At 63.0% G+C, this 1704-nt stretch carries 2 protein-coding genes; both read left to right on the forward strand.

The genetic code is table 11. From position 1 onward, the window contains the following. The coding region (locus Q0341_RS02970; RefSeq protein WP_299510447.1) for a phosphoribosylformylglycinamidine synthase subunit PurQ at window positions 1–1439 on the forward strand (1439 nt) is incomplete at its 5' end. A gap of 12 nt (window positions 1440–1451) precedes the next feature. Beyond that, window positions 1452–1704 (forward strand): hypothetical protein (locus Q0341_RS02975; RefSeq protein ID WP_299510448.1); only part of this gene is annotated, 253 nt, incomplete at its 3' end.

The raw sequence follows: 1704 nt of genomic DNA on the forward strand, positions 1-1704 counted from the left end.
ACCAGTTTGGCGACAGCGTGCCCGATCTGGAAGACCCGCAAAGCTTGGTCAGCCTGGTTAAGGTCGTGAACGCCTTGCGTGCCAAGGGCCAGATCCTGGCCTACCACGACCGCAGCGACGGCGGCTTGCTGGCCGCTGTGGCCGAAATGGCTTTTGCCGGCCACGTGGGCGTGGCCCTCAATGTGGACATGCTGGTCACCGAAGGCGACGGCATCACCGACAGCCGCGCCGACCACGGCGATGCCAAAAACTGGGCTGGCCAGGTCAGCGCCCGCCGCGAAGAACTGACCCTCAAAGCCCTGTTCAACGAAGAGCTGGGTGTGGTGCTGCAAGTGCGCACAGCCGAGCGCAACGCGGTGCTGCAAACCTTGCGCGAACATGGCCTGTCCAAACACACGCATGTGATTGGCAAGACCCGACCCGTGCAATCGACCATCCAAAAAGGCGTGGGCGAGCTGAGCATCTGGCGCGACACCAAAGAGGTTTTTGCCGCCAAGCTGGAAGACCTGCACCAGGTCTGGGACAGCGTGAGCTGGAAGATTTGCCAGCAGCGCGACAACCCCGCTTGCGCCGACGCCGAACACGCCGCTGCTGGCCAGGCCAGCGACCCCGGCATGCATGTGGCGCTGAGCTTTGACCCGACTGACAACGTCGCTGCGCCGTTCCTGAATTTGTCCCGCCCCAAAGTGGCCATCTTGCGTGAGCAAGGCGTCAACTCGCATGTGGAAATGGCCTACGCCTTCCACAAAGCCGGTTTTGAGTCGCACGACGTGCACATGACCGACCTGCAGTCTGGCCGCGCCAACTTGGCCGACTTCCAAGGCCTGGTGGCTTGCGGCGGCTTCAGTTACGGCGACACACTGGGCGCTGGCATCGGCTGGGCGCGCAGCATCACTTTCAACCCTCAACTGTCCGAGCAGTTCAAAGGCTTCTTTGGCCGCACCGACACCTTTGGTCTGGGCGTGTGCAACGGCTGCCAGATGTTTGCGGAACTCGCCGACATCATCCCTGGCGCGCAAGACTGGCCGCGCTTCACCACCAACCAGAGCGAGCGCTTTGAAGCCCGCCTGTCGATGGTTGAAGTGCTCGAGTCGCCAAGTCTGTTTTTGCAAGGCATGGCGGGCAGCCGCTTGCCGATTGCCGTGGCGCACGGCGAAGGCTTTGCCAACTTCAAACACCGAGGCAACGCGGCCCAAGCCATTGCGGCGATGCGCTTTGTGGACAACACAGGCGTGGCCACTGAACAGTACCCCTTCAACCCCAATGGCAGCGAGGGCGGCCTGACCGCCGTGACCACCTTTGATGGACGCTTCACGGCCATGATGCCGCACCCCGAGCGCGTGTTCCGCAATGTGCAGATGAGCTGGACGAGTGGCGACATCGCTGCCACCAGCCCTTGGCTGCGCGTGTGGCAAAACGCCCGCAAGTGGGTCGGCTGAGACCGTGTACGCATGAAGTCCGACACACCACGGCAGTGGTTCACCCCTTCGCAACTGGCTTTTTATTTTGACCAGGGTGCATGGTCGCGGGGCACCACGCTGTACCTGCAAAACAAGGTGGTTTCGTCGCAGCTCACGCCCGACGGCGAAGGCTGGCGTTTGCAAGGCCAGGTGGAAGGCAGCGAGGTCCGTCCCTACACCGTGAATGCCGAGCTGCGCGTGAGCCCGGGCGGCAACCTGAGCGAGTGGCGCAGCGGCTGCACAG

The sequence above is a fragment of the uncultured Limnohabitans sp. genome (genome assembly GCF_937889215.1).
GTDB lineage: Bacteria > Pseudomonadota > Gammaproteobacteria > Burkholderiales > Burkholderiaceae_C > Limnohabitans_A.